At 55.2% G+C, this 18,728-nt stretch carries 16 protein-coding genes and 2 tRNA genes; 1 reads left to right on the top strand and 17 read right to left on the bottom strand.

Annotated features, from left to right (window positions below; translation table 11 throughout):
• Positions 1-20: 20 nt before the first annotated feature.
• The 10 genes from nusA to rlmE form a co-directional block, all read right to left on the bottom strand.
• Positions 21-1,535 (bottom strand): transcription termination factor NusA, encoded by a 1,515-nt coding sequence (gene nusA, locus MLE19_RS16670; RefSeq protein WP_240719255.1) that lies wholly within the window; start codon positions 1,533-1,535, stop codon positions 21-23.
• A 72-nt stretch (positions 1,536-1,607) separates the two neighbouring features.
• Positions 1,608-2,069, bottom strand: coding sequence for a ribosome maturation factor RimP (rimP, locus tag MLE19_RS16665; protein WP_008958796.1), 462 nt, complete (start codon positions 2,067-2,069; stop codon positions 1,608-1,610).
• A gap of 321 nt (positions 2,070-2,390) precedes the next feature.
• Positions 2,391-2,467 (bottom strand) — tRNA-Met (locus tag MLE19_RS16660).
• Between the two features lie 177 nt (positions 2,468-2,644).
• A tRNA-Leu gene (locus MLE19_RS16655) sits at positions 2,645-2,731 on the bottom strand.
• A 29-nt stretch (positions 2,732-2,760) separates the two neighbouring features.
• Positions 2,761-3,120, bottom strand: a complete 360-nt coding sequence (gene secG / locus MLE19_RS16650; protein WP_240719254.1) for a preprotein translocase subunit SecG — start codon at positions 3,118-3,120, stop codon at positions 2,761-2,763.
• A gap of 4 nt (positions 3,121-3,124) precedes the next feature.
• The gene (gene tpiA / locus MLE19_RS16645) at positions 3,125-3,874 is read right to left on the bottom strand and encodes a triose-phosphate isomerase (RefSeq protein ID WP_240719253.1); all 750 of its coding nucleotides are present in this window, start codon (positions 3,872-3,874) and stop codon (positions 3,125-3,127) included.
• 121 nt (positions 3,875-3,995) lie between these two features.
• Positions 3,996-5,345, bottom strand: a complete 1,350-nt coding sequence (glmM, locus tag MLE19_RS16640; RefSeq protein ID WP_240719252.1) for a phosphoglucosamine mutase — start codon at positions 5,343-5,345, stop codon at positions 3,996-3,998.
• A complete protein-coding gene (folP, locus tag MLE19_RS16635; RefSeq protein ID WP_240719251.1) occupies positions 5,342-6,256 on the bottom strand; it encodes a dihydropteroate synthase in 915 nt (304 codons plus the stop codon). The genes glmM and folP overlap by 4 nt, the downstream gene beginning before the upstream one ends.
• Positions 6,257-6,378: 122 nt before the next feature.
• A complete protein-coding gene (gene ftsH, locus MLE19_RS16630; RefSeq protein ID WP_240719250.1) occupies positions 6,379-8,391 on the bottom strand; it encodes an ATP-dependent zinc metalloprotease FtsH in 2,013 nt (670 codons plus the stop codon).
• Positions 8,392-8,632: 241 nt separating this feature from the next.
• Complete coding sequence (rlmE, locus tag MLE19_RS16625; RefSeq protein WP_240719249.1) at positions 8,633-9,280, bottom strand: 23S rRNA (uridine(2552)-2'-O)-methyltransferase RlmE; 648 nt, start codon at positions 9,278-9,280, stop codon at positions 8,633-8,635.
• Positions 9,281-9,394: 114 nt separating this feature from the next.
• Here rlmE and yhbY point away from each other — a divergent pair, with 114 nt between their 5' ends.
• Complete coding sequence (yhbY, locus tag MLE19_RS16620; protein ID WP_240719248.1) at positions 9,395-9,721, top strand: ribosome assembly RNA-binding protein YhbY; 327 nt, start codon at positions 9,395-9,397, stop codon at positions 9,719-9,721.
• A 93-nt stretch (positions 9,722-9,814) separates the two neighbouring features.
• Here yhbY and greA read toward each other — a convergent pair whose 3' ends face one another.
• The 7 genes from greA to dnaJ all read right to left on the bottom strand — a co-directional run bounded on the left by greA (position 9,815) and on the right by dnaJ (position 18,634).
• Positions 9,815-10,291: a transcription elongation factor GreA gene (gene greA, locus MLE19_RS16615; protein ID WP_240719247.1), complete on the bottom strand. Its 477-nt coding sequence runs from the start codon at positions 10,289-10,291 to the stop codon at positions 9,815-9,817.
• The gene (carB, locus tag MLE19_RS16610) at positions 10,288-13,518 is read right to left on the bottom strand and encodes a carbamoyl-phosphate synthase large subunit (RefSeq protein ID WP_240719246.1); all 3,231 of its coding nucleotides are present in this window, start codon (positions 13,516-13,518) and stop codon (positions 10,288-10,290) included. Before carB ends, greA begins: the two co-directional genes overlap by 4 nt.
• Before the next feature lie 69 nt (positions 13,519-13,587).
• A complete protein-coding gene (gene carA / locus MLE19_RS16605) occupies positions 13,588-14,733 on the bottom strand; it encodes a glutamine-hydrolyzing carbamoyl-phosphate synthase small subunit (RefSeq protein WP_240719281.1) in 1,146 nt (381 codons plus the stop codon).
• A gap of 401 nt (positions 14,734-15,134) precedes the next feature.
• Positions 15,135-15,941, bottom strand: coding sequence for a 4-hydroxy-tetrahydrodipicolinate reductase (gene dapB / locus MLE19_RS16600; RefSeq protein ID WP_240719245.1), 807 nt, complete (start codon positions 15,939-15,941; stop codon positions 15,135-15,137).
• 120 nt (positions 15,942-16,061) lie between these two features.
• Positions 16,062-16,343: a DUF2218 domain-containing protein gene (locus tag MLE19_RS16595; RefSeq protein WP_240719244.1), complete on the bottom strand. Its 282-nt coding sequence runs from the start codon at positions 16,341-16,343 to the stop codon at positions 16,062-16,064.
• Between the two features lie 157 nt (positions 16,344-16,500).
• Positions 16,501-17,400, bottom strand: a complete 900-nt coding sequence (locus MLE19_RS16590; RefSeq protein WP_240719243.1) for a DMT family transporter — start codon at positions 17,398-17,400, stop codon at positions 16,501-16,503.
• Between the two features lie 88 nt (positions 17,401-17,488).
• Positions 17,489-18,634, bottom strand: a complete 1,146-nt coding sequence (gene dnaJ / locus MLE19_RS16585; RefSeq protein WP_240719242.1) for a molecular chaperone DnaJ — start codon at positions 18,632-18,634, stop codon at positions 17,489-17,491.
• Positions 18,635-18,728 lie beyond the last annotated feature (94 nt).

Genomic DNA, 18,728 nt, shown 5'->3' with positions numbered 1-18,728 from the left:
CTCCTCAGCCCGTGACCTGTTTACTGTGTGTTCGAATCCGATGCGTCATCGACTTCAAACCAGGGCGCACGGGCAGTCATGATCAGTGCCGCTGCGCGCGCTTCGTCCAACTCCTCGATATCGACCAGATCGTCGACAGACTGCTCGGCGAGATCTTCCATGGTGACAATGCCGCGACTGGCCAGAATGAAGGCCAGGTGGCGCTCCATGCCATCCATCTCCAGCAGATCTGCTGCTGGTTGGGCACCGTCTAGCGCTTCTTCCGAGGCAATTGCCATCGTCAGCAGCTCGTCTTTCGCACGTGCACGAAGCTCTTCGACTAAATCTTCATCGAACTCTTCGATTTCGAGCATCTCTTCAAGCGGCACGTAGGCGACTTCTTCCAGGGTTGTGAACCCTTCTTCCACTAACAGGCGGGCGACATCCTCATCCACTTCAAGGTGCTGGACAAAGGAGTCAACCAGGCTATCAATCTCTTGGTCGCGCTTAGACTCGGCTTCCTCTTCGGTCATGACATTAATACGCCAGCCGGTGAGTTCAGAGGCTAAACGTACGTTCTGACCGCTCCGGCCAATGGCCTGAGCAAGGTTATCTTGTGCCACGGCCACATCCATCGCGTGGGCGTCTTCGTCAACAAGAATAGACCCAACATCGGCGGGCGCCATGGCATTGATAACCAACTGGGCGGGATTGTCGTCCCACAGCACGATATCAACGCGTTCGTTTTGCAGCTCTGATGAGACCGCTTGAACGCGCGAACCGCGCATACCAACACACGCACCGACAGGATCAATGCGACGATCATTGGTTTTAACGGCGATTTTGGCGCGCGATCCGGGATCACGAGCCGCGCCTTTAATTTCAATCAACTGCTCAGCTATTTCAGGTACTTCAATTTTGAACAGCTCGATGATCAGCTCGGGGCAGGTCCGCGAAAGCTGGAGCTGAGCACCACGAGCGTCTGGGTCTACCTTGACCAACAAGGCGCGTACCCGTTCATTCATGCGGTAACGCTCACCGTGGATCATTTCATTACGCGGTAAAAACGCTTCAGCATTTTCGCCCAAATCAATGATCAGTCCGTCACGAGTGGTCTTTTTAACAATACCTGCGACCAGCTCGCCTTCACGATCTGCGTATTGACGCACAACTTCAGCCCGCTCAGCTTCGCGTACTTTCTGTACGATAACCTGCTTGGCGGTTTGCGCGGCAATACGACCAAACGCCGCATTTTCAATACTTTTCTCGACCACATCACCCAATTTCAGCGGCGGATCGCGCTGCTCGGCGATGGTCTCTTTAATTTCATAATCTGGCGTTTCGAATTCGTCGTCTTCCACGACCGTCCAGAAGCGGAAGGTTTCGTATTCACCGGTGCGGCGGTCGATATGCACGCGCACATTGGCTTCTTCTTTGTCAAAACGCTTACGTGACGCGCTCGCAAGAGCGGCTTCTACCGCCTCGAAGATGACATCACGCGGGACGCCCTTCTCATTGGAGATCGCGTCAACGACCATTAAAATTTCTTTACTCATGCGTATGCCTCGCCAGAAAACCTATCCTTATGTGCATCACCCCGGCAGCCTGCCGGCAGCGCCGCCACCCGGTCAATCGTCGAACTGCGGTACAATGTGAGCAGAATCAATACTCTCAATAGGAAAGCAATACTCTTCGCCATCCAGCTGTATAAGTACTTCATCCCCTTCAACACCGACCAAAAGCCCTTGATACTTGCGCCGCCCGTCAAAGGCAGTGCGCAGCTTGAGCGCGACGTGATGACCTTGAAAGCGGGTAAACTGGTCCAGGGAATACAAGGGACGTGCCATGCCTGGCGAGGAGACTTCCAACCGATACTCACCGGCAATGGGGTCTTCCACATCCATAACAGCACTGACTTGGCGGCTAATATCTGCGCAATCTTCAACGCTGACACCACTCTCGCGCTCGATATAGATCACCAGCCGCGAATTTTTGCCCTGGGAAAGATGGTCGATGCCCCATAGCTCAAAGCCCATGGCGGCAACAACAGGTTCGATCAGCGCGTGTAGCGCAGCGTGTTTAGTGGCCACAGACAAAGCTCCTATAGCCGTTGCATCAGGCACCTGGCCAGGAGTTAGTAGAAAAGCTAGGTGGCTGATTGGCGTTACTCGGAAATGTGTCTCCGGCAAACCGGAAGACATCCGCTCTTAAGGCGCTCTTATTTACAAAAGCGCTCGTTATCCAAAAGCTGCTAACAAAAAGCCCCTTCACTGGAAGGGGCTTTTTGAAAGAAACCTTGAGTACCATCTTAGAAACATGTAACAGGCTTCGCCCGGTAGAGAGTGAGTGTTTTCAGAGTAGTACAAAAGAGTAATACAAAGAGAACAAGCTATCTACATGCAACTAGGAAATGGTAGCGGGGACCGGATTTGAACCGATGACCTTCGGGTTATGAGCCCGACGAGCTACCAGACTGCTCCACCCCGCATCAATCTAGGTCGACGATAATAGACACTAAAGCCACTTACGTCAAGAACTACTTGCTTCAAGAACGACTTACTGAAAAAAGCCACCTACTTAAAGCTGTTTTTTTGCCTCAGTTGCCAACGCTGGCCTACTGGTAACAAAAGAACATTCTGGGAAGCTGGCTAGCCAGCAAAACAGATGGTGCCGAAGGCGGGACTTGAACCCGCACGACCATACGGTCACTACCCCCTCAAGATAGCGTGTCTACCAATTCCACCACTTCGGCATCAGGGGAGGCTAAAAAACAGCAGCTGCTTACTCGCTGCTTTCCTCTAGCACTGGCGCGGCATTATCCACGTCCGCAGGCCTGTCGTCAAGCGTCGGAACGCTTTGCTGCTGCTCGATCAAACGCGAATCCGGGATACCTGCTTCGGGTGCCTGGCCGGCTTGGGTGGCGAAGTAAGCCAGCGCCATTGAGGTAACGAAGAAACCCGCTGCTAAAATAGCCGTGGTGCGTGATAAAAAGTTACCGCTGCCCCGCGAACCAAACACTGTTTGTGAAGCACCGCCCCCAAACGCAGCACCGGCTTCAGCGCCTTTACCCTGCTGAAGCAGAATGAGTACCACCAGGGCGATCGCAATCACCACATGGATCATAAGAATTGCAACTTGCATGGCGTTATCCTGCTGACTGACAAATGGCATAAAAATCATCGATCTTGAGTGAGGCTCCGCCCACCAGACCGCCGTCGATATCCGGCTGAGCGAGCAGCTCAGCCGCATTACTTGCGTTCATACTGCCGCCGTATAGCAAACGCAGCTGTTCTGCTAACTCCTTATCAAACCCCGCCTGGTAAGCACGAATACCTGCCATGACCTCTTGGGCTTGCTCGGGAGACGCCGTACGTCCCGTCCCTATTGCCCAAACGGGCTCATAGGCAATCACTACTTGCTTGCGCTGATCTGGCTCTAGACGAGACATCACGTGCCCCACTTGGCGCAGCACAACGTCCATCGTCCGGCCCGCGTCGCGCTCCTCTAAAGACTCCCCCACACACAGGATCGGCTTGAGCTCGACATTTAGAGCTGACAATAGACGCGCGAAGACTTGTTCATCGCTCTCTTTATAGAGCTGACGCCGCTCTGAGTGTCCGACCAGCACGTAAGAGACTGCAAACTCTTTAAGCATGCGGCCGCTCACTTCACCGGTGTGCGCCCCGGAGTGGATAGGATTCAATGTTTGTGCGCCTAATGACAGCACCGTACCTTCAAACGCTTGGCGTGCCGCATCCAAATAAGGGAACGGCGGAATGATAACCACATCCACGTTCTTTGGCGACTCGGCGGCAGAGAAGGCCTGGCCGAACTCATTGATCAACGCCACGGAACCGTTCATTTTCCAGTTACCGGCAATTAAAGGCGTACGCATCGACTCTCCTCACTCAAGGTGGAGCGAAATGGTATAGGAGCGGCCTTGTCAAGACAACCGCTGTTACAAGCACACGTCTGGTTTACTGAACCGGTTTATGGTGCCGGTGAGTTAAGTGCGCTTATTTCATCAGCGCCTGGACTTGATCTGCCAAGCCACGTGCCAATTGATCGACATCTAAATGTGCGCGCCCCTCCACCATTACTCGAATCAATGGCTCAGTGCCTGAAGCACGCAACAGCACACGGCCTTCATCGCCCAACTCATGCTCCAGGGCGGCAACTGCCTGCTTTAACGGCGCAGAGGCCATCACCTCTTTAGCACTTGCGTCGGCGGGCAAACGGACATTGATCAGCGCCTGCGGCACTTTTTCTAACTCTTTTAAGAGTGTCGGCAGGCTCTTCTGCTCACGCATCATCAACGCCAACACCTGTAGGGTCGATACGATCCCATCACCGGTGGTCTGCACATGACCACAGACAATATGCCCCGAGGATTCACCGCCTAATTCCCAACCATTGGCGGCCATGCGCTCCATCACAAAGCGGTCGCCAACGTTGGCCCGCTCAAAGGGGATGCCCAGCTTATCAAGTGCCATAGCGAGGCCAAAATTGGACATCAACGTCCCCACTACGCCACCTTGGAGCAAACCACGCTCATGACGATCGCGAGCAATCAAATAGAGAATATCGTCGCCATCGACTTCACGGCCATCGCCATCCACCAGCAACACGCGATCACCGTCACCATCAAAGGCTATCCCCAAGTCAGCGTTTTGCTGAATTACCGCAGCACGCAGCGCAGCGGGATGCGTGGAACCTACCTGCTGGTTAATATTTAACCCGTCGGGCGCAGAACCAATAGTGGTGACGTATGCACCTAGCTCGCGAAACACATTCGGCGCGATATGATAAGTGGCGCCATGGGCGCAATCCAATACGACTTTAAGGCCGTGCAGGCTAAGTCGATCAGGCAGGGTTGATTTGCAGAACTCAATATAACGGCCTGCGGCATCGTCGATGCGGGTTGCTTTACCCAACTGCGCCGCTTCCGCCGTGGTCAATGGCGCTGCGAGCATCGCCTCGATACGGTCTTCCGTGTCATCAGGGAGCTTCTTACCTTCCGCGGAGAAGAACTTAATGCCGTTATCATCAAACGGGTTGTGCGATGCCGAGATGACGATGCCTGCATCAGCACGGAATGTCCGTGTTAAGTAGGCGATACCGGGTGTGGGCATTGGGCCAAGGAGAGAGACATCAACACCGGCGGCAGAAAGCCCCGCCTCTAAAGCGGATTCGAACATATAGCCAGAGATCCGCGTATCTTTACCGATCAGCACCCGCGTTCGGCCTTTATCACGTCGCAGCACCTGCCCCGCTGCCCAGCCTAGCTTGAGCATGAAATCCGCCGTAATGGGTGATTTACCCACCGTGCCACGAATACCATCTGTCCCAAAATAGCGCCTTGTCATGCGTCAAACTCCTTGTTCAGCGGCGGCTCGCAGCCCTCTTGTAGTACCGCCCACGCCATATTGACTGCATCTACCGTTGCAGCGACATCATGTACGCGCAGAATATTCGCCCCACGCTCAACCGCCATAGCAGCGAGCGCTAAACCACCCGAGAGACGCTCCTCCACCGGGCGGCCTAACACTTTACCAATCATACTCTTGCGCGACATACCTACCAGCAGTGGAAGCTCCAGAGATTGCAGAGTCTGCATATATTTGAGTAAGCGTAGATTGTGTTCGACGGTTTTGCCGAAGCCAAATCCCGGGTCGATTAAAAGCCGATTTCGACGCAGTCCAGCGGCCTCACACTCGGCGACTCGGCGCGCTAAATAATCTGCCACCTCCTCCTCAATGGGCCGATGATAAGCGGGCGCCTGCTGCATATCCTGCGGCTCGCCCTGGCGATGCATCAAGCAAACAGGCAGGCCGCTCCCCACTGCAGCAAGCAGCGCGCCTTCGCGCTCTAACGCGCGCACGTCGTTAATCATCCCAGCGCCTAACTCACTCGCCTCGCGTATCACCGCCGGGCAACTGGTATCTACCGACACCAACGCATCCAGCTCGCGTACCAGCACTTCTACTACCGGCGCGACACGATCCAGCTCTTCTTGAGCGCTCACAGGCGTTGCGCCTGGCCGGGTCGACTCGCCACCGACATCAATCATCGCCGCCCCTTCTGCCAGCATCCGCTCGCCATGGCGCAATGCATCATCAAGCGCTACATGCTGCCCGCCATCGGAAAAGGAGTCGGGGGTGACGTTAAGGATACCCATCACGCGAGGAAAGGAGAGATCCAGCAAATGGCGCCCACAACGCAGTTGGAAAGCATTTTCTGAAGTTTGCGTTGAGGACGAGTCCATAATTGATTTCATGCTGCAGCCTGGTCAAGAAAAGAAACAATGCAGTGGTATGCCTACAGCATAACAAAAAAGGCGCCCCATGACGGGGCGCCTTTGGCTGAAACGAGGGGTGAACTATCTAGTCAACTACCTAGTTAGGGACCCGCAGGGCCGCCAAGAGGGTCTGAGGGCCGACGGCGTGGCTCATCATCATCCTCTTCGCCATCGTTTCCAGAGGCATCGTTTCCAGAAGCGTTGGGCGCATCGTCTTCGGCCTTCGCCTGAGGCTTGTCATCGTTGACAGGCGTACCGCCACCGGATGAATCACCGTCGTCCCAGCCTTCCGGCGGACGGGGGTCGCGCCCCTCCATGATGTCTTTCAACTGAGTGGCATCAATGGTCTCGTACTTCATTAACGCTTCTGCCATGGCATCAAGCTTATCGCGATTATCCGTCAGGATTTGGCGCGCCTGCTCATAGCAATCATCAATGATCTTGCGGACTTCTTTATCAAGGCGAGTCGTGGTGTCACCCGACTTCATCTTACTACCGCCCTGGCCTGGGCCACCGAGGAACTGATGCGACTCATCCTCGTCATACATGATCGGGCCCATTTCATCCGACAAGCCCCACTTAGCAACCATGTTGTGAGCAAGCTCGGTGGCACGCTTAATGTCGTTGGAGGCACCCGTCGTCACACCGTTCGGACCTAGCGTCATCTCTTCGGCGATACGACCACCAAACAGCGAGCAAATCTGGCCCAGAATCTGTTGACGCGAAAGACTATAGCGATCCTCTTCCGGCAAGAACATGGTGACACCCAGCGCACGGCCGCGCGGGATAATCGTCACTTTGTAGACGGGGTCATGAGAAGGTACAACCAAGCCGATAATTGCGTGACCTGATTCGTGATAGGCCGTGTTGAGCTTCTCTTTATCGGTCATGACCATTGATTTGCGCTCAGCGCCCATCATGATCTTGTCCTTCGCCAGTTCAAGCTCTTCCATGCTTACCAGACGCTTGTTGCGACGCGCCGCAAACAGGGCAGATTCGTTCACCAAGTTGGCTAAGTCAGCGCCGGAGAAGCCTGGCGTACCACGCGCAATCAGCTGTGGCTTAACGTCGTCCGCTAGCGGCACTTTACGCAGGTGAACGCCCAAAATGTGCTCACGACCGCGAATATCGGGTAAACCAACGGTGACCTGGCGGTCAAAACGACCTGGGCGCATTAGCGCAGGGTCGAGTACGTCAGGGCGGTTGGTCGCGGCGATGACGATGATGCCTTCGTTAGCTTCAAAGCCATCCATCTCAACCAGCAGCTGGTTCAACGTCTGTTCACGCTCGTCGTTACCACCGCCCATACCGGTGCCACGTGAGCGGCCTACGGCGTCGATCTCATCAATAAAGATAATGCACGGCGCCTGCTTCTTGGCCTGTTCGAACATGTCACGCACACGCGATGCGCCCACACCCACGAACATCTCAACGAAGTCAGAACCCGAAATGGAGAAGAACGGCACTTTGGCTTCGCCAGCAATCGATTTGGCCAGCAACGTTTTACCTGTACCTGGAGGCCCGACCATCAATACACCGCGGGGGATCATGCCGCCCAAGCGCTGAAATTTGGTGGGGTCACGCAGGAAGTCGACCAACTCTTCGACTTCCTCTTTCGCCTCATCGCACCCTGCTACGTCAGCAAACGTGGTTTTGATTTGGTCTTGAGAGAGCAGCTTGGCCTTCGACTTACCAAAGCTCATGGGGCCGCCTTTACCGCCGCCGGCTCCACCCTGCATCTGGCGCATAAAGAACATAAAGATGCCCAAAATCAGCAGAATCGGGAAACTAGCGATAAGCAGGCGCGTCCAGATACTTTGCTGTTCTGGCTCTTTGCCGACGACCGTCACATTATTGCTCAACAGATCATCCATCAGCTTCGGATCTTCCGCCGCAGGGCGGATCGTCTGAAACTGAGAGCCGTCCGTACGCTCACCACTGATGGTGTAACCATCAATCGTGACGCTACGTACCTGCTGATTTTGCACCTGCTGCACGAACTGTGAGTAGTTCGTGTTTTGCGGTGCGCTTTCCGTACTGAAATTATTGAACACTGTCAGTAGGACGGCCGCGATGACCAACCACAGAATCAGGTTCTTCGCCATATCGTTCAAGGGGCTACCCTCATTACAAGAATCCGTCAGTTAAACCCTGATGCAAAATGAAGCCTGTTAATAGGACATTACATCAGCATCAAGCGTTCAACCATTGCCAAAGCGTCTTATATTATGCCTCGGGCCATCTGTGTCACGCGCACTATGCGACTAATGTGACACACGTTGCGCTTGCCTGTCTGGCAATCGCGCTGATAAATCTTGGCTATGAACCATACGAGCAACTGCTAAACCTAATCAGTTACCCGCGAAACCCTTCGGCCAGAAAATATACTTCCCGGGAGCGTGCCCGCGAGGCATCCGGCTTACGAGTCACTACTTTGCTAAAGCTGCCGCGCAACTCTTTCAAGTAGGCGTCAAACCCTTCCCCCTGGAATACTTTAGCTAAAAATCGACCGCCGGGTGACAACGTTTCGCGCGCGAGTTCTAACGCTAGCTCCACTAAGTACATCGCCTGGGGTTGATCAATCGCCGCCATACCACTCATATTGGGGGCCATATCCGACATCACAAGGTCTACACGGCGATTATCCAGACGTTTTAGTATCGCCTCTAGCACCGCGTCTTCAGTGAAATCGCCCTGGATAAAATCCACACCGGCCAGTGCATCCATCTCTAGAATATCAGAGGCAATGACCACACCTTCAGGCCCCACCTTCTCAGCGGCAATCTGGCTCCACCCACCAGGCGCCGCCCCTAAATCAATCACCGTCATACCGGGTCGCAGCAGTTTATCTTTTTCATCCAGCTCGATCAGCTTATAGCTGGCACGGGAGCGATAGCCATCTTGCCAGCTCTGCTTCACGTACTGGTCGTCAAAATGCTCCTTCTTCCAGTTATTGCTGGTTTTGCTGACGGAATGTTTACGGTTCGGGGGCTTTTGCTGCATGTGGGAATCTAACACTGGAATAAGAGATGGGCGCATTCACGCGATCGCTTTCACTCGGTGACGTTTCACCGTAAGATGGAGCGTTAAGCGCTAACCGGGATACCGCAAGATACCATGAGCTTGTCACAGGCACAAAAGAAAGCATTTCGTAGCATTGGCCACCATCTTAACCCAGTGGTCACCGTTTCTGAGAACGGCGTCTCCGAAAATTTGCTTGCAGAACTTAACCGCGCACTCACCGATCACGAACTGATCAAAGTGAAACTCGCCCTTCCTGAGCGTGATGATCGTGCTGCCATGATCACCGAACTGATCGCCAACAGCCGTGCCGACCTTGTGCAAACCATTGGCAAAATGGCGCTGCTCTACCGCAGAAACCCACAGGTGAACCCAAAGCTCTCTAACGTTACCCGCTTTGAGAACCACCACGGTCGGCATTAACCGTTAGATTGTGCTCACTCTAAAACGAGTGCCGCTGCACTAAAACGCCCCTTCAACCGACCTAACCGAGGTCAATTGAAGGGGCGTTTTTTATTAAATGTACTCGACGCTACCTATTTCGTACTCAACGTCGCCGCCGGGGGTTTTCACCACCACGACATCACCCTCCTCCTTGCCGATTAAAGCACGGGCGATGGGAGAGGTGACCGAGATACGGCCAGACTTAATATCCGCCTCATCTTCGCCGACGATACGATAAGTGACTTCCGCATCGGTATCCAGATTCATTAGCGTCACGGTTACGCCGAAAATCACTTTGCCGGTTTTTGGCAGTTTGGTGACATCGATTACTTGCGCAACGGAGAGCTTACTTTCGATCTCCTGAATACGCCCTTCGATAAACCCTTGCTGCTCGCGAGCAGCGTGATACTCGGCATTCTCTTTAAGATCGCCGTGCTCCCGCGCTTCGGCGATGGCCGCGATCACCTGCGGACGAGCTTCGCTTTTAAGGTGGTCGAGCTCTTCACGAAGACTTCTTTCTCCCGCAACTGTCATCGGGACCTTGTTCATTGACTTGCTCCTGCATGCAGATCCTGAAGGCGCCGCACCGTAATCTCCCTACCGTACTCAAGCGCCATGCAAACAGCATTAGCGCCCGCCAAGGTGGTCGCATAGGGCACCTTGCGCGAGAGAGCAGTACGGCGAATGACCGAAGAGTCATTAATAGCCTGACGACCTTCGGTAGTGTTCACAATGTAGGCGATTTCGTCGTTCTTAAGCAGATCGACGATATGGGGACGACCTTCGTAGACTTTATTGACGTGTTCCACGGCAAGCCCGGCAGCTTCCAAAGCAGCCGCTGTTCCCCGTGTTGCACATAGCGTGAAGCCTAATGCTAACAGAGAACGCCCCACTTCGATAATCCCCGCCTTGTCAGGTTCGCGCACAGAGAGAAACGCTTTACGCTCGCCGGTCAGCGCTGGAATTGCCTCACCCGCACCCAACTGGGCTTTGAAGAAGGCCTCAGCAAAGGTGTCACCAGAGCCCATCACTTCGCCGGTCGATTTCATTTCCGGCGAGAGAATCGGGTCGACACCCTGGAATTTATTGAACGGGAACACCGCCTCTTTAACGCTATAGAAGTGCGGCACGATTTCTTTTTCGAAGCCCTGCTCAGCCAGGGTTTTACCGGCCATGCAGCGTGCGGCAATCTGCGCCAAGGAAGTACCAATGCACTTAGACACAAACGGTACGGTACGCGAGGCGCGCGGGTTAACCTCAATCACGTAGATTTCGCCATCCTGCCAGGCGAGCTGCACGTTCATTAAGCCTTTCACGCCCAGCTCAACGGCCATCTGCTTCACCTGCTCGCGCATTTCGTCCTGCACATCGGCGGGCAGCGAGTATGGCGGCAGCGCGCAGGCGGAGTCACCGGAGTGAACGCCCGCTTGCTCTACGTGCTGCATGATGCCGCCGATCACCACCTGCTGGCCGTCGGATACCGCGTCGATATCCACTTCTACTGCAGCACTTAGGAAGTGATCAAGCAGCACCGGCGAGTCGTTGGAGACTTTCACCGCGTGGGTCATGTAGTTTTCAAGCTCAGAGGCGTCGTAGACGATCTCCATCGCCCGGCCACCCAGCACGTAACTGGGGCGAACCACCAGCGGATAGCCAATCGCCTCGGCTTTATCGAAGGCTTCCGCAAAGCTGCGCGCCGTAGCATTGGGCGGCTGCTTCAGGCCCAGCTTATCGATCATCACCTGGAAGCGCTCACGATCTTCGGCGCGGTCGATGGCATCCGGCGTGGTGCCAATAATGGGTACACCGGCGGCCTCTAGCTCGCGGGCCAGCTTCAGCGGTGTTTGTCCACCGAACTGCACGATCACGCCTACCGGCTTCTCTTTGTCAGCGATTTCGAGCACATCTTCCAACGTCACCGGCTCAAAGTAGAGGCGATCAGAGGTGTCGTAATCGGTAGAAACGGTTTCCGGATTGCAGTTGACCATGATGGTTTCATAACCGTCGTCGCGCATGGCGAAGGCGGCGTGAACACAACAGTAGTCAAACTCGATACCCTGACCGATCCGGTTAGGGCCACCGCCCAGTACCATAATTTTCTGACGGTCAGAGACATCCGCCTCGCACTCCTCTTCATAGGTGGAGTACATATAGGCGGTGTCAGAGGCAAACTCGGCGGCGCAGGTATCGACGCGCTTATAGACCGGACGAATACCAGCAGCATGACGCGTTTGACGGAACTCTTTTTCACTGACGCTCAGCAATTTGGCTAAACGCGCATCGCCAAAGCCTTTACGCTTGAGCTGATAGATCTCACGGGCAGAGAAGTCGGACAAAGAACGCTTGGCAACGGCGTTTTCCGTCAGCACTAAATCTTCAAGCTGCACCAGGAACCAAGGGTCGATATTGGTTAGCGCGAAGACCTCATCGACACTCATACCGGAACGCATGGCGTCTGCGATATAGAAAATACGCTCGGCACCGGCGGCCTGGAGCTCACCCTGGATGATCGCCATGTTGTCCGGCGTGAAATCAGTAATGATCGGATCAAGACCATCGTTGCCGGTTTCCAGTCCGCGCAGCGCTTTCTGCAGCGACTCTTGGAAGGTACGGCCAATCGCCATCACCTCACCCACCGACTTCATCTGCGTCGTCAAACGATCATTAGCCTGGGGGAATTTCTCGAAGGTGAAGCGCGGAATCTTGGTAACCACGTAGTCGATGGACGGCTCAAACGATGCTGGGGTGCGCCCACCGGTGATATCGTTCTGCAGTTCATCCAGGGTATAACCCACCGCCAGTTTGGCGGCGATTTTAGCAATCGGAAAACCGGTCGCCTTGGAGGCCAAAGCCGAAGAGCGCGACACCCGCGGGTTCATCTCAATCACCACTAGGCGCCCGGTTTTGGGATCCATACCAAACTGGACGTTGGAGCCGCCGGTCTCCACACCAATCTCGCGCAGCACCGCGAGGCTGGCGTCACGCATGATCTGATACTCTTTATCCGTCAGCGTTTGCGCCGGGGCCACGGTGATGGAGTCACCGGTATGCACGCCCATAGGGTCGAAGTTTTCAATCGCGCAGACGATGATACAGTTGTCGTTTTTATCGCGGACAACTTCCATCTCGTACTCTTTCCAGCCCAGCAGCGACTCATCGATGAGCAGCTCGTGGTTGTTGGAAAGCTCAAAACCACGCGTACAGATCTCTTCGAACTCTTCCTTGTTATACGCCACGCCGCCGCCGGAGCCGCCCATGGTATAGGAAGGGCGAATAATCGTTGGGAAACCCAATTCCGCCTGAATTTCCCAGGCTTCATCCATGCTGTGGGCGACTTTCGCCTTAGGGCACTCTAAACCAATACGCTTCATGGCCTGATCAAACAGATCGCGATCTTCGGCCATGTTAATCGCATCGGCATTGGCACCGATCATTTCGACGCCGTACTTCTCCAGCACGCCGTGCTTTTCAAGCTCGAGCGCGCAGTTCAGCGCTGTCTGGCCACCCATGGTCGGTAGAATTGCGTCGGGGCGCTCCGCCTCAATGATTTTCTCGACCGTCTGCCAGGTAATCGGCTCGATGTAAGTGGCATCGGCCATGGCCGGATCGGTCATGATGGTGGCGGGGTTGGAGTTGACTAACACAACCCGATAACCCTCTTCGCGCAGCGCTTTACACGCCTGGGCGCCAGAGTAGTCGAATTCGCAGGCCTGGCCGATGACGATCGGGCCAGCGCCAATGATCAAAATAGTGTTGATGTCGGTACGCTTAGGCATAACGGTTCCCGCAAAAAAAGGTGACGATGAGCGACAAAAGGCGGCGATACAGTGAGGCGATAGGCCGCGCTAGCGACGCGCCTGCATCATTGCAACGAAGCGATCGAACAGCGGCGCCACATCCCGCGGGCCGGGGCTCGCTTCCGGGTGGCCTTGAAAGCTGAACGCCGGTCGGTCGGTGAGCTCAATCCCTTGCAAGGTGCCATCGAACAGCGACCGATGCGTTGCGCGAACGTTGGCAGGCAGCGTTGCTTCATCCGCCGCAAAGCCGTGGTTCTGGCTGGTGATCATCACCGTGCCAGTATCCAGATCCTGTACCGGGTGGTTGGCACCGTGGTGGCCGTGGCTCATTTTGACCGTTTTCGCCCCGGCCGCGAGCGCCAGCAACTGGTGCCCCAGGCAGATACCAAACACCGGAAGGTCGGTTTCCAGCACTTCCTGAATGGCTTTAATCGCGTAATCGCAGGGCTCTGGGTCACCGGGGCCGTTGGCTAAAAACACGCCATCCGGGTTCATCGCCAGCACGTCTGCGGCAGGCGTTTGCGCAGGCACCACCGTCAGGCGGCAGCCGCGGGCGGCCAACATGCGCAGAATGTTAAACTTCACGCCGTAATCAAACGCCACCACATGGTAGGGACGCTCGCTTTGCGAGGCATCAGCGTAGCCTTCACCCAGTGTCCACTCACCTTCCGACCATTCGTAGGCTTCTTTACACGACACCTCTTTAGCCAGATCCATCCCCTTCAATCCTGGGAATGCTTTGGCGGCTTCCAGCGCTCGTGCTACCGCATCGTCGCCCTCAGCATCAACACCCGCCAGAATCGCGCCGTTCTGTGCGCCCTTGTCGCGCAAAATACGCGTCAGGCGGCGGGTATCAATATCGGCAATGCCCAGTACGTTCTGGCTTTTCAGGTAGTCCGAGAGCGACTGCTCAGAGCGGAAGCTGCTGGCCATCAATGGCAAATCGCGAATGACCAAGCCCGCCGCAGCGATAGAGGTAGACTCAATGTCTTCAGCGTTAATGCCGGTATTGCCGATATGGGGATAGGTGAGGGTAACGATCTGGCGGGTGTAAGAGGGGTCAGTGAGGATTTCTTGATAACCGGTCATGGCCGTATTGAACACCACCTCACCGCTTGTTAATCCGTCCGCGCCAATGGCAATGCCGTGGAACACGCTGCCATCTTCCAGGGCCAATATCGCGGGTTTGCTCAATGCGGGGTTATTCAAAACAAGATCCTCCCATGCTGGTGGGAGCCTGTGGGGCGCAGGCTCAGCAATTTCTTGATTAATCCACGCCCCTCGTTATCAAAACGTTCGCCATTAAAGCGTTTGTCATTAAAACGAGGGCCGTAAAAAAGCGGGACGAAGCCGATAAAAAGAATCGGTTTCATCCCGCTTGTTGTTCGATGCCCTTCAGAGCCGCTCGCTAAACATCAAATATGCTGCGGACTTGGGGCAGGCTTTGGGCTGGCCAACGCAACAAGCGCGCCGTTTGAGTTTTCTAAGCCACCCGGCCAAAATTTTTGAAATGTTACAGGAATTTTTGACCGAAGACTACCCCTTGATGATAGAGCGAAACTAGCACTAGCTCTCAGCTTAAGTGTTAGTAAGCCTTAATCCAAACCCAACACATCCTGCATATCGTAACGGCCGCTCTCTTTATCCGCGACCCAGCGTGCCGCACGCACCGCGCCTTTAGCAAAGGTCATCCGGCTGGAGGCTTTATGGGTGATTTCGATGCGCTCGCCTTCGGTGGCAAACATCACCGTGTGCTCGCCGACGATATCGCCTGCGCGAACGGTGGCAAAGCCGATCTCTTTATCCGTGCGGGGGCCGCACTGCCCTACCCGCTCGAACACGCCATGCTCTTTTAGGTTGCGCCCTAGGCTGTCGGCAATCACTTCGCCCATTTTGATCGCGGTACCGGAAGGTGCATCAACTTTATGGCGGTGATGGGACTCAATGACTTCAATATCGTAGCCTTCATCGCCCAGCGCTTTGGCGGCGGTTTCGAGCAGTTTGAGGGTCAAATTAACGCCGACACTCATATTGGGCGCGAACACCATGGCTACTTTGTCCCGGTAGCTATCGAGCTGAGCCAATTCATCATCGCTCATGCCGGTGGTGCCAATCACGATCCGTTTGCCGTGCTCGGCACAAAACGCCAGATTACCAAGCGTGACCTGCGGGGCCGTGAAGTCGATCAGCACATCAAAATCATCGACAATCGCTTCCAGTGAATCTACAGCGACGATGCCGCGCTTGCCTACACCGGCCAACTCACCAATATCAGCCCCCACCAAAGAACTACCCGGCTCCAGGATTCCGCCAGCCAGTGTTGCTTGAGTCTCCTGCTCGATAGCATTTACCAAGGTACGGCCCATACGGCCAGCCACGCCTACAATGGCAATTCGGGTCATGCGAACTCCTGCGCTCTAGGTGTCAATTCTGTGTAGAAAAAGAGAGGTTAAAATTTGCCGCGATTATAGCAGACGCCCCCGCGCATTCGACGCCCTGCTTTTCGCTTAGCAAAGGACTACTCAGTTTTCCCACACAATCGCCAACTCCTCATCTCCTGCCATCCGGATCAGATGACGCTCAACCACACCCTCAAGCTCATCCAAATGCTCTTCTTCGAGCGTCTCAATAGCCACCACTAATTTATCGGGCTCAGCCAACATCAAGCAGGTGCCGGTGGCAAAGGTGATTTTTCCCTGCTGATCGGTTTGCTCCACCTCAAGCTTGTGCGCCCAGTGTTTACACAGACGATTGATCAAACGCTCAGCAGAAGGCGTGGCGATTTCTACACGAGATAAAGGCATGGTGATTTCTCCATTAAGGAAGCAACTTTTTAACTACCAGCGTAATGCGCACGGCGTTTAGCGCCAAGCAGCGAATGGAAACCCTTTGGAACGGCATGTTCCTGCTCATTGAAAACGCTTGTTGGCGCCACCCGTTCCATGCCGGCGCTCTCACTACCTATCGTCGAAGCAGCCACTTAAGCCGCCTACCCTCCATGGCCGCTAGCGCTACTCCGGTTAACATTAGCGGTAGCGCTAGCAAGAAGCCGCTGGAGACTGGTATGCCAAACAGCATCCAGTCGGCGAGCACGGGCCACACCAAGGCAATATACTCGAAAGGGGCCAATCGCGATGCTTCCGCATAGCGCAGGGCTAATGTCATCGCAATATGTGCAGCGCCGCCAAACAGACCCGAGAGCACTAAAAGCACAAACTCGACCCTGGTAAGCGCCGCCCACCCCAGCGGAAGCGTCGCCAGCCCTGCCAGCGACGCCACTACGATAAAGTAGAAAGCAATTGAGGCGGCACTCTCGGTGCGCGAAATACGCCTCACGGTCAGCAGTGCGCCCGCCGTTAATAGCGCCCCCAGCGCCCCTAATGCGTACCCGGTCACTTGGCCATTACTGGAGCTGGCATTGAGCCCAGGCAAGATCAGCACTGCTACCCCGGCTATCGCCAACACTATGCCGCCCGCGCGATAAAACGAGAAGCGCTCCCCCAACAACAGTATGCCGCCTATTGCCATAAAGACCGGCGTTAGCTGGGCTAATAGGGTCGCTTCTGCCACTGGCAGCAGCGCCACCGCCGCAAAAGAGGCAAACATGGCCGCCGCCCCCAAACCAGAACGCAGCGCATGACCCAACGGGCGTCGCGTAGCCAGCCCCTGTGGAAACTCCCGCCGCAGCAGCAAAAAAACGACGATAGGCAGCAGCGCAAATAGCGAGCGATAAAACACCGACTGTCCCACCGGCACGTCGTCACTGACTGCTTTAATGCACACCAGCATGCCAGTAAACAGGGCGCCTGATAGTATCCGGAGCAAGATGCCCTTTGCAGGCCTTTCCTGAAGGTTATCCATTAAGCGCAGCATTTCCTAAACAGCAAAAACCCCCGGCGAACCGAGGGTTTTTGAACCAAACAACTAATTGCTTACCATTATTGCAGTTTTACGGCTTCATATCTTCAAAGAAGCTTTTCACGCTGTCGAAGAAACCGGTTTTCTTCGGCGAGTGGCTGTGGCTGTTGCTGCCGTCGAAGCTCTCTTGCAGCTTGCGCAGTAGGTCGCGCTGCTCGTCGTTAAGCTTGACGGGTGTCTCGACCACTACCTTGCATAGCAAGTCGCCTGGCATGCCGCCACGTACGGGTTTCACGCCTTTACCGCGTAGGCGGAACAGCCTGCCGGTTTGGGTTTCCGGCGGAATCTTCAGCTTCACGCGGCCATCTAACGTGGGCACTTCAAGCTCACCACCTAGGGCTGCGTCAACAAAGTTGATCGGCACTTCACACTGCAGGTGCTTACCATCACGCTGGAAGATATGGTGCGGCTTGATGGCTACCTGTACGTACAGATCCCCAGGCGGGCCACCGTTCACGCCGCTTTCGCCTTCGCCATTCAAGCGAATGCGGTCGCCGGTATCCACGCCGGGCGGGATCTTGACGGAAAGCGTGCGTGTCTCGCGTACGCGACCTTCACCATTACATTTATGGCACGGCACTTTGATGTGCTGACCAGAGCCATGACAGGTGGGGCACGTTTGCTGCACGGCGAAAAAGCCTTGCTGCATGCGCACTTGACCGTGACCGTGACAGGTCGGGCAGGTCTCTTTAGAAGAACCTGGCTCGGCCCCACCGCCATCGCAGCGGTCACACTCGATATGCCGAGGTACGCGGATATCGACTGTGGTGCCTGAAACGGCGTTTTCCAGATCCAGCTCTAGGTTATAGCGCAGGTCGGAGCCACGTGCCGGGGCGTTAGGCCCACGACGCCGACCACCGCCTCCGCCAAAAATATCGCCAAACACATCACCGAAAATATCGCTGAAATCGCCAGCGCCTGCGCCGCCGCCGAAACCACCGCCGCCTTGGCCATCAACGCCTGCATGGCCGAACTGGTCATAAGCTGCGCGCTTTTCGCCGTCGCTAAGCACTTCATAGGCTTCGGACACTTCGCGGAATTTTTCCGCTGAGGTGTTATCGTCCGGGTTTCGATCAGGGTGGAATTTTTGCGCCAGACGGCGATAGGCCTTCTTGATCTCTTTCTGATCGGCCCCTTTTTCGACACCCAGGACTTCGTAATAATCGCGTTTGGACATAGGCCCTACGCCTCCTGGTTAGCTACGCACTTAACAGAAACTCTCGTGCGTCTTGGCTGCGGAAACAGCAACGCGGGAGTAAGCTCCCGCGTCA

The sequence above is a fragment of the Vreelandella neptunia genome, assembly GCF_022489065.1.
GTDB classification, from domain to species: Bacteria; Pseudomonadota; Gammaproteobacteria; order Pseudomonadales; family Halomonadaceae; genus Vreelandella; species Vreelandella neptunia_A.
The sequence above is the reverse complement of the archived record's forward strand: the minus strand, read 5'-3'. Positions and strand labels throughout refer to the sequence as shown.

Coding starts and splice junctions, on each gene's coding strand:
- greA (WP_240719247.1), bottom strand. CDS start 10,291: ATGAACAAGGTCCCGATGACAGTTGCGGGAGAAAGAAGTCTTCGTGAA.
- tpiA (WP_240719253.1), bottom strand. CDS start 3,874: ATGCGTACGCCTTTAATTGCCGGTAACTGGAAAATGAACGGTTCCGTG.
- yhbY (WP_240719248.1), top strand. CDS start 9,395: ATGAGCTTGTCACAGGCACAAAAGAAAGCATTTCGTAGCATTGGCCAC.
- carB (WP_240719246.1), bottom strand. CDS start 13,518: ATGCCTAAGCGTACCGACATCAACACTATTTTGATCATTGGCGCTGGC.
- nusA (WP_240719255.1), bottom strand. CDS start 1,535: ATGAGTAAAGAAATTTTAATGGTCGTTGACGCGATCTCCAATGAGAAG.
- dnaJ (WP_240719242.1), bottom strand. CDS start 18,634: ATGTCCAAACGCGATTATTACGAAGTCCTGGGTGTCGAAAAAGGGGCC.
- glmM (WP_240719252.1), bottom strand. CDS start 5,345: ATGACAAGGCGCTATTTTGGGACAGATGGTATTCGTGGCACGGTGGGT.
- MLE19_RS16590 (WP_240719243.1), bottom strand. CDS start 17,400: ATGGATAACCTTCAGGAAAGGCCTGCAAAGGGCATCTTGCTCCGGATA.
- rlmE (WP_240719249.1), bottom strand. CDS start 9,280: ATGCAGCAAAAGCCCCCGAACCGTAAACATTCCGTCAGCAAAACCAGC.
- dapB (WP_240719245.1), bottom strand. CDS start 15,941: ATGACCCGAATTGCCATTGTAGGCGTGGCTGGCCGTATGGGCCGTACC.
- secG (WP_240719254.1), bottom strand. CDS start 3,120: ATGCAAGTTGCAATTCTTATGATCCATGTGGTGATTGCGATCGCCCTG.
- folP (WP_240719251.1), bottom strand. CDS start 6,256: ATGAAATCAATTATGGACTCGTCCTCAACGCAAACTTCAGAAAATGCT.
- MLE19_RS16595 (WP_240719244.1), bottom strand. CDS start 16,343: ATGCCTTTATCTCGTGTAGAAATCGCCACGCCTTCTGCTGAGCGTTTG.